This window comes from Mitsuaria sp. TWR114, assembly GCF_007997345.1.
In genome coordinates this window covers 1-7434 of sequence record NZ_VOSR01000649.1, presented here as the reverse complement: position 1 = coordinate 7434, position 7434 = coordinate 1, and the positions used below count along the sequence as shown (strand labels likewise).

Genomic DNA, 7434 nt, shown 5'->3' with positions numbered 1-7434 from the left:
GGAGGCGCGGATTGGGACCAGGCGGGGGGCGCTCAGGCCCAGCATCAAGGCAACGGAGAGTGGACGCGGGGCGGGACGGCGGGAGCTTGTCATCGGGCAGGCCAGTGCGAGGCAAGCGCGGCCGATCTGGCGATGGCTGGGACGGAAGCGCGGGGAATTTGTATGGGAGTCGTCAGCCGGGCCGAGGCGGCCGGGTCGCGGAACGGGCCGAAGCATCGCACGGTGTACGTTTCGTGAAGCGGCGCCGCTGCGGACTTTCAAAGTTCTTTACCCAAGGTGATGGGCGGGCGCGACGGCGGCGAGGGAAAACCCGCAGCGGAGGCGGGTCCACGGCGTCGGCGATTCGACAGCCAGGTGGTTGAAGTCCCTGAATGGGGGGTAGACGATCGGCTTGCTACTGGAGTGGGCCATTGGCCCGCTCGCGAGCAGAGGAGAGAGTGGGGGCACGCCCGATCAGGACGGCGGGCGACGATCGATAACGTTGAGATCGTGCGGCTCGACGCCGATGCGGCCCTCTTCCTTTCTTCCCATGGAGCAGCAACGCTTGGACTTCTGAATCTCGACAAGGTGAAACGGCTCGGCGCCAAGCGATTTCTCGTCTTGTTCGCGTTGGCCGTGTCGGCGATGTTCTTTGGCCTGTTCGTGGCGATCGGCGTGCTGATCGAGGGCGAATACGTGGCGCGAAGAGGCTTCCTGGTGGTCAGCCTCGCGTATGGCTTCCTCATGACGGCCATCTTCGGATGGGACCTCTGGCGATCTCCGCCGCCCGATCACGGTGATGCCGGCGAGCAGCGTGACGGTCAGACCTGACCAGCGGGTGACCCCCGGCGAGTTCCGCGGCGCCCCAATGAAAGAAGCCACCCGTCGGGGTGGCTTCTTTCTGAAGAGGGTATCCGGACGCTGGTGACAGGTTCCAGCTTTCTGCCCTATGTCGCAGTCGATTGTTTGTCTCGGATGCATGGCATTGTGCCGAGGCTGTGTGACGGCCAGTTGACGAAAAGCGAGGCGAGTCCGGGTCAGTTCATCGGCGGGCGTCCGGTGCGTGCCGTGACCGATCGCAGCGGCTCAGCAGGCGGGTGCCGTGTCGCTGTGCAGGCGCCGGGTGGACTCCCGCACGATCAAGCGCGGCACCGGGGGCTGCACCGAGGAACTGCCATGCCGGAGCAGATCCAGCATCGCGGCGGCGGCGCGCCGGCCGAGCTCGGCGATCTGGACATCGATCGTCGTTCGCGGTGGGCTGGCATGGGCGGTGTTCAGCAGGTCGTCGTAGCCCACGAGCGAGACGTCCTCGGGCACGCGGATCCCGCGGCTGTGCAGCACGCGCGCGGCGCCGGCGGCCATCTGGTCGTTCGCCGCGAAGACTGCGGTGAAGGCGGTACCGCGCTCCAGCATGCGCGTCATCGCGGCAGCGCCGCCGGCCTCGAGATAGTCGCCGTTCGCGATCAAGGCTTCGTCCAGCTCCAGACCGGCCTCGGCGAGCGCCGCCCGGTAGCCCGTCTCGCGCTCCTTCGCGTCCGCATGCGTCGCATCGCCGCCGATGAACGCGATCCGGCGGTGGCCGCGCTCGATCAGGTGGGCGGTCGCCGCCTGTGCACCTGCGGCGTCATCGGTCTTGAGCGCGTGCAGGCCCGGCGCCTGCAGCGCCCGTCCCGTGACCACGACCGGCAACTCGCGCGCGAGCGCCGCCAGGAAGGCGTTGTCCAGGCCGCCCGTCAACACGATGATCCCGTCGACGCGCCGGGAGCGCAGCGAGGCGATGCAGCGTTGTTCCTCCTCCGCCTGCCAGTGGCCGCTCGACACCACCAGCGCGTAGCCTGCAGGCGTCAGCACTTCCTCGATGCCGCGCAGCAGCAGCGCGTAGAACGGGCTTTCGAAATACTGGACGAGCAAGCCCACGTTGAAGGTGCGCCCGTCCGCGAGCGCCCGTGCGATGGTGTTGGGGACGAATCCCAGGGCGGCGATGGCCTGTCGCACGCGCTCGGTCTTGTCGGCGCTGACCTGCGCGCTGCCGCTCAGCACGCGCGACACGGTGCTCGGCGACACACCGCTGGCCGCGGCCACCATGCCCAGCGTCACCTCGCTGGACGTCGATAGGAGAGGCTTCTTTCTCTTCATTGGAAAGCGCTTTCATGGACGCGCCATCCTACTCCTGCGAGCGCGAGGCTGTGGAACGGGCGCCGGGATGGAAGAATGCGCCCCATGCCCGCGCAGGCTCATTGAAATCCTTGCCGGGCGCGATGCGGGCCCGCCGATTGCTATGGCCGCTCCAACCATTTCCGAACGACACCATGCAGGATCGCCTGAAAGTCCTGATCGCCGATGACCAGCCCGATTCGCTGGAGCTGCTGCGCGAGCTGCTGACGGTCTACCACTTCGAGCTGAAGGTCGCGCCCACCGGGCTCGAGGCGATCCGCATCGGCCTGAAGTGGGAGCCGGACCTCCTGATCACGGACATCGCGATGCCGGACGCCGACGGCCGGCACGTGGCGAGCCGTCTGAAGCTGAGCCTGCCGGCGCTGGTCGCGATCGCGGTCAGCGGCACGCCGCTGAACACGGATTTCGAGTCGGCGGAGGACCTCGTGTTCGACGATTACTTCGTCAAGCCGCTCAACTGGGCCCGGCTGCACGCGGTGTTGACGCGGCATGGGGCGAAGCTGGTCGAGCCGGGCGGTGCGCAGCTGTTCGGCGCGGACGACGGCGTCGACGTGTCGCTGGAGGCGCTGACGGATCCGAGCCGGCGGCCGGAGCGATGAGGCGGCTGCTGCACCTGACCAGCCGCCACCGCGCGCCGTCGACCAACCAGGCGCTGGGGCTGCTGCTCGCGTTCAATGCGGGCGCGGTGAACGCGGGCGGCTTCCTGATCCTGCAGCGCTACACCTCGCACATGACCGGATTCGCCTCGCAGCTGGCCGATGGCGCGGTGATGGGGCAGGGCACGCTGGTGCTGAACGCACTGGGCGCGATCCTCGCTTTCGTGTGCGGCGCGGCGGTCTGCGCGGTGCTGGTGAACTGGGCACGGCGGCATGGCCTGCGCAGCGTTTACGCGCTGCCGCTGATGCTGGAGGCGGCGCTGCTATTCCCGTTCGGCCTGATGGGCGCGATCACGCTGACCTGGCACACGCCCTTCGCGGTGCCGCTGACGGTGCTGCTGCTGGCTTTCATCATGGGCCTACAGAACGCGGTCGGATCGAAGACCTCGGGAGGCAGCGTCCGCACCACCCACATGACGGGGAACATCACCGACCTCGGCATGGAGCTCGGCAAGATGCTCTATTGGAATCGCCAGCCCAAGGCGCTGCGGCCCGGCGTTCGGCATGACCGCGAGCGGGCGCTGCGGGCGGGCGGCCTGCTGGCCGCCTTCGTGCTGGGCGGCGTGGCGGGGGCGCTCGGGTTCAAGCACCTCGGCTTCATCTGCGTGGTGCCGCTGGCCACGGTGCTGTTCGTGCTGGCGCTGCCGCCGGTGACGCGGGACTGGGGACGGTGGAGAGGGGTGCTGGCGCGGCAGCGGTGAGGGGCTGGACAGGCGTCAGCGCGTGGATCGCAGGCGCGACTCTCTTTCGCGTCGAGCCGCCTCGCGCTCCTCCGCTTCCCGCTGTCGCGCGATCCGGTCGCCTTCCGCGGGATCGGCCGCGCTGTGGACGGCCTCGGCGCGGCGGCGGGCGTCAGGGCCGCCGGTCAGGCTGCTCTGGGCGTCGACCGCCTGCTTGCTGACGGTCCAGTCCGCAGCGCTGTACTTGCCCTGGCCCTTCTGGCACTGGCGCGCCCGCCGGATCTCGTCCTGGACGAAGCGTTTCGCCTCGGGGCTCAGCGAGATCGAACTCGCCTTGGTCTCCATGCCGGCGATGTCCCGGTCGGAGGGGCAGACGTTGGCGGGAGCGACCGGTGCGGCGGGAGCGACCGGTGCGGCCGGTGCGGCCGGTGCCGCCGACGGCGTCGCGGTCGCGGCTTGCTGCTCTGCGGCGGCCGCCTTGGCGCGCTCGATCGCGGCGCGGTCCGCCGAGGTATCGATCACATTGCTCTGCAGCGACCGCGACGTCATCGCTTCGCCCTTGGCCGGGCAGGGCTGGTCCGAGTACTGGACCTTGCCGTCGATGGTGCATTTCCAGACCTGGGCCTGGGCGGTGGGCGCCGCGATCGAGCCGGCGGCAAGCAGGCAGGCGAAGGCGGTCCGGTGGATCTTTGGCATGTGCTTGTCTCCCTGAAGCGAATCGAACGCGCCAACTCTCGCATGTGTTGACAGGCCGGAGGCACGGGGCGTCGGCAGGCAGCTCGGCATCGGAGGCGGCGATCGCCGCGGGTCCGGAACCAGCGCGAGCCCGTCAAGTCCCCTCCCGCCGCTTCCCCGTCCTGGTCGTGGCCGACGGCGGATGAAGCCGGCAGCATGCGATCCTCCGAACCCTCGGCATGGACCGACAGCATGGCCTTGATCTCCCTTCAGCGGACGCTCGCGGCGTCCGCCTGCGCATGGATAGCGGGTGGCGCGATCGCCGCGCCAGATTCCGCCGCGCTCGCCACCGATCCGGCGGCGATGACGCAACTGGTCGAGGCGGTCACCCTCGACGTCATCTCCGAGCTCTCCGTGTCCGCGTGCGAGGACGTGGGCGCGCCCTCGGCCCCGCAGATGCGGGACGCGTGGGTGGGTTGGCGGACGCGTTACCAGCTCCCGCCGCTGCGGGTGATCATGACGCGCGTGATGACGCGCAAGAGCAGCGATCCTCCATGGGACAAGCTGGTCGATCCGGTCCGCAAGCGGGTTCTCACGAACGCCACGCCCGATCAGGCCTGCGTCGCGATGGCGCGCGAATGGGACGGGCCCGGCATGGACATCGCCGCGAAGTATCCGCAGGCCATGTCGGTGGCGCGGGCGCTCGTACAGGCGAAGCTCGTGGTGCCGCCGACGCCGCTGCCCGTGGCTGTCGAGCCGGCGCGCGGCCAGCTCCTGCTGCCGAGCCAGGTGCTTGCCTTGACGGCGCAGCGGGGGAGTTGGCTGGCGATCTCCGATGAGGCGGCACTTCGCAAGATGGGGCAGGTCTATGTGAAGGGCCGGGTGGCGCGCGATATCCGCTATCCCGAGCGCTTCCACCTCGTGCAGGAGCGGGGCGGCCGGCAGGCCGAGCAGTTGATCCATCTGAAGTTCAACGCCGAGCCGTGGGTGCGGCGCGAGATCGTGCTGCGCGGGGTGGTGACCTCGCTGAGCCGGCTGTCGATGGACCTGGCCGATGCAGCGCTGGTGAATGACGCGTCGGGGTTGACGGTGTCGCCGCTGCAGCAGACGCCACTGGCGCGCAAGGAGGTGCTGCTGCAGCGCGTGGTGAGCGCGCCGGGTCAAGGTTTGAGCGCGAAGGATCTGGTCGCGGTCGTGCTTCATGGGGAGGCCAACTACAACTACGGCACCCGTTGGGAGGAGGACGTCAGGTTCCTGCTGAAGGACGGGACGGTGTACCGCCGCACGGAGATGCCGCCGGATCAGTTGAACGTCGCCGCGTCGAGGCAGTTGGAGCCGCGGCGCTGGGGGCGGTGGAGGAGCACCGGCAAGGGCTACGAGATGCAGGAACAGGACGACGACGGGCGGCCGCTCGGCGAGTGGAAGTTGGAGAAGCATGTCGCGATGAAGCCGTGGCCGAAGGATGCGAGGCTGGAAGGGAGCTTCAGCCGAAGCAGCTTCAACGGGAGCATGGTCACGGGCGGGACCTCAGCGACGCGCGGGATCCGGTTCACGAAGGACGGTCGCTTCGAGCGCAGCTACAGCGCGCTGTCGAGCACGGGCAGCCTGCAAGCGATCACCGGGACGGTGATCGCGGGGTCGTCGCAGGGGGACGGATCGGGGAGCAGCAGCACCGGCGGCGGGACGGTGGGGACGGGGCTAGGGACGGTCGGTGCGACCAGCGGGACACGGACGAAGGACGATGGGGCGAGCCGGAGAGGTCGGTATCAGTTGAGCGGCTACGCGATCACGCTGACCTATGACGACGGACATGAGGAGCGGCTACTCAGTTTTCCGGTCGATGGGAATGGCCGGAGTGTGTATGTCGGGAGTGGGAGTTATGACCTCTCGAAGTGATTTGCCTCGACCTAGTCGGCTGTACCCGTATTGTTTCGGAACTCGTCCTGTAGCTTCACGAACCATTCGCCGTAATGGCGATATTTGTCCTTGGCGACGGGGTAATTGTGGTTCAGGTCGAAAAGATCCTCGAACCAATAATTGTTTGATCCAGTTTTCTGGAAAAGGATAAAGGGATGGATGTCTCCGCTGCGTAGTTCGTTCATCAGCGCGGGCTTGATGATTCGGCCGTACGGATGCCCAAGCCGGTCGTTCGCCGTTTCGAGCAGGTCGTAGATCAACGGGATGTGGTGATGGTCACCATGCCAGTTCCAGAAATCCATGTTGAATCCGAAGGGGTAGACCTTCCATCGGAACTCTGAGAACTGACTTATCAACACCAGATCCATCGAATCGGGTTCGATGGCCATATACGAGGCGAGAGGCGATTCTGCGGCAATTGCCTTAATCTTCTCGACTTGATAGTCGTAGATGGATTCGGTGGGGTACTTCTTGCCGGCGCCGTGCTTCAACCATGCCGTCGATATTCCGGTCAGCGTGGATAAGGAGTCGATGTCGTGCTCTGCGATCTCGACTTCGCCAGATTCGATCGCTTTCCAAGCTCTTTCGCTTGGGAAATGCAAATGTTCAATGATTCTAGAGGCGGGTATGGATGCATCTTCTCGGCCTTCCTTGATTCGATGTCCACAGTCGAAATATCGCACTGAGCGGGAGGCTGGAGAATCTGAAGAAGTCGACTCGCCGAAATAGTTGAGGAGAAGGGACGAATTCCCTGCAGTGTGTTTGGTGATGCGTTCGAGCGAAAGAGGATCGAGCTCCCAACCCAGCGCCGCGCAGGCGGACCGATAGTCCTCTACTTCATCCTTGAGGGGTGTGTTGACACAGATCAGTACGCGCCGAATCTTGCTCGCAAATTTTGTCGACGGCAGCTTCCCGATGTCCTCGATGATCTTCTTTGGAATATCCGTCTGCTGGGTCGTGCAAATGATGGCGGTATATGTGTCATCCGATGCGTGGTACACGTGAGCGTCACATTTCCCGGTCGTCGTCTTGCCAATGAAGTTGAAGGACGGTTCCAAACGATCAAAGCCGGGATAGATGCTCGGCAGCAGGGTGCTCATGAATCGTTCGAACTCGTCGGAGCCCATTGCGCCGATTTTGATTCGGATACGGTCGATCAATGCGTTGTTCATGGCAAGAGACAGATTGGTCGGGGCTGGTGTTGTAGAGCATTAATGCATGCGCAGGACATCCCCCCAGGGTGAGGGAGTGCGACGGTCGGTGTCGGCGGGCGAAGCGAACCAAAAGAAAAAGCCCCGATGCATCGCTGCAACGGGGCTTCAGTTTGGCTCCTCGACCTGGGCTCGAACCAG

General features: G+C 66.1%; 7 protein-coding genes. 4 read left to right on the top strand and 3 right to left on the bottom strand.

The features are described 5' to 3' along the window. The first annotated feature begins 489 nt into the window (after window positions 1–489). Window positions 490–810, top strand: coding sequence for a hypothetical protein (locus FUT87_RS21590; RefSeq protein WP_147242345.1), 321 nt, complete (start codon window positions 490–492; stop codon window positions 808–810). A gap of 255 nt (window positions 811–1065) precedes the next feature. Here FUT87_RS21590 and FUT87_RS21585 read toward each other — a convergent pair whose 3' ends face one another. After that, on the bottom strand, window positions 1066–2115 hold the full coding sequence (locus tag FUT87_RS21585) for a LacI family DNA-binding transcriptional regulator (protein ID WP_147242344.1): 1050 nt from the start codon (window positions 2113–2115) through the stop codon (window positions 1066–1068). A gap of 173 nt (window positions 2116–2288) precedes the next feature. Here FUT87_RS21585 and FUT87_RS21580 point away from each other — a divergent pair, with 173 nt between their 5' ends. Both FUT87_RS21580 and FUT87_RS21575 read left to right on the top strand, forming a co-directional pair. Then, window positions 2289–2753 (top strand): response regulator, encoded by a 465-nt coding sequence (locus FUT87_RS21580; protein ID WP_186830690.1) that lies wholly within the window; start codon window positions 2289–2291, stop codon window positions 2751–2753. Then, entirely contained in the window at window positions 2750–3511 is a 762-nt protein-coding gene (locus tag FUT87_RS21575) for a YoaK family protein (protein WP_091722084.1), read from the top strand. Before FUT87_RS21580 ends, FUT87_RS21575 begins: the two co-directional genes overlap by 4 nt. A 15-nt stretch (window positions 3512–3526) precedes the next feature. Here FUT87_RS21575 and FUT87_RS29165 read toward each other — a convergent pair whose 3' ends face one another. Further along, a complete protein-coding gene (locus FUT87_RS29165) occupies window positions 3527–4186 on the bottom strand; it encodes a DUF4124 domain-containing protein (RefSeq protein ID WP_186830689.1) in 660 nt (219 codons plus the stop codon). 231 nt (window positions 4187–4417) lie between these two features. On the opposite strand from FUT87_RS29165, the gene FUT87_RS21565 reads away from it, so the two are divergent. Continuing rightward, the gene (locus FUT87_RS21565; RefSeq protein WP_147242342.1) at window positions 4418–6061 is read left to right on the top strand and encodes a hypothetical protein; all 1644 of its coding nucleotides are present in this window, start codon (window positions 4418–4420) and stop codon (window positions 6059–6061) included. Window positions 6062–6072: 11 nt separating this feature from the next. On the opposite strand, the gene FUT87_RS21560 is transcribed toward FUT87_RS21565, so the two are convergent. After that, window positions 6073–7254 (bottom strand): hypothetical protein, encoded by a 1182-nt coding sequence (locus FUT87_RS21560; protein WP_141225214.1) that lies wholly within the window; start codon window positions 7252–7254, stop codon window positions 6073–6075. Between the last annotated feature and the right edge of the window lie 180 nt (window positions 7255–7434).

Coding starts and splice junctions, on each gene's coding strand:
- FUT87_RS21575 (WP_091722084.1), top strand. CDS start 2,750: ATGAGGCGGCTGCTGCACCTGACCAGCCGCCACCGCGCGCCGTCGACC.
- FUT87_RS29165 (WP_186830689.1), bottom strand. CDS start 4,186: ATGCCAAAGATCCACCGGACCGCCTTCGCCTGCCTGCTTGCCGCCGGC.
- FUT87_RS21585 (WP_147242344.1), bottom strand. CDS start 2,115: ATGAAGAGAAAGAAGCCTCTCCTATCGACGTCCAGCGAGGTGACGCTG.
- FUT87_RS21560 (WP_141225214.1), bottom strand. CDS start 7,254: ATGAACAACGCATTGATCGACCGTATCCGAATCAAAATCGGCGCAATG.
- FUT87_RS21580 (WP_186830690.1), top strand. CDS start 2,289: ATGCAGGATCGCCTGAAAGTCCTGATCGCCGATGACCAGCCCGATTCG.
- FUT87_RS21565 (WP_147242342.1), top strand. CDS start 4,418: ATGGCCTTGATCTCCCTTCAGCGGACGCTCGCGGCGTCCGCCTGCGCA.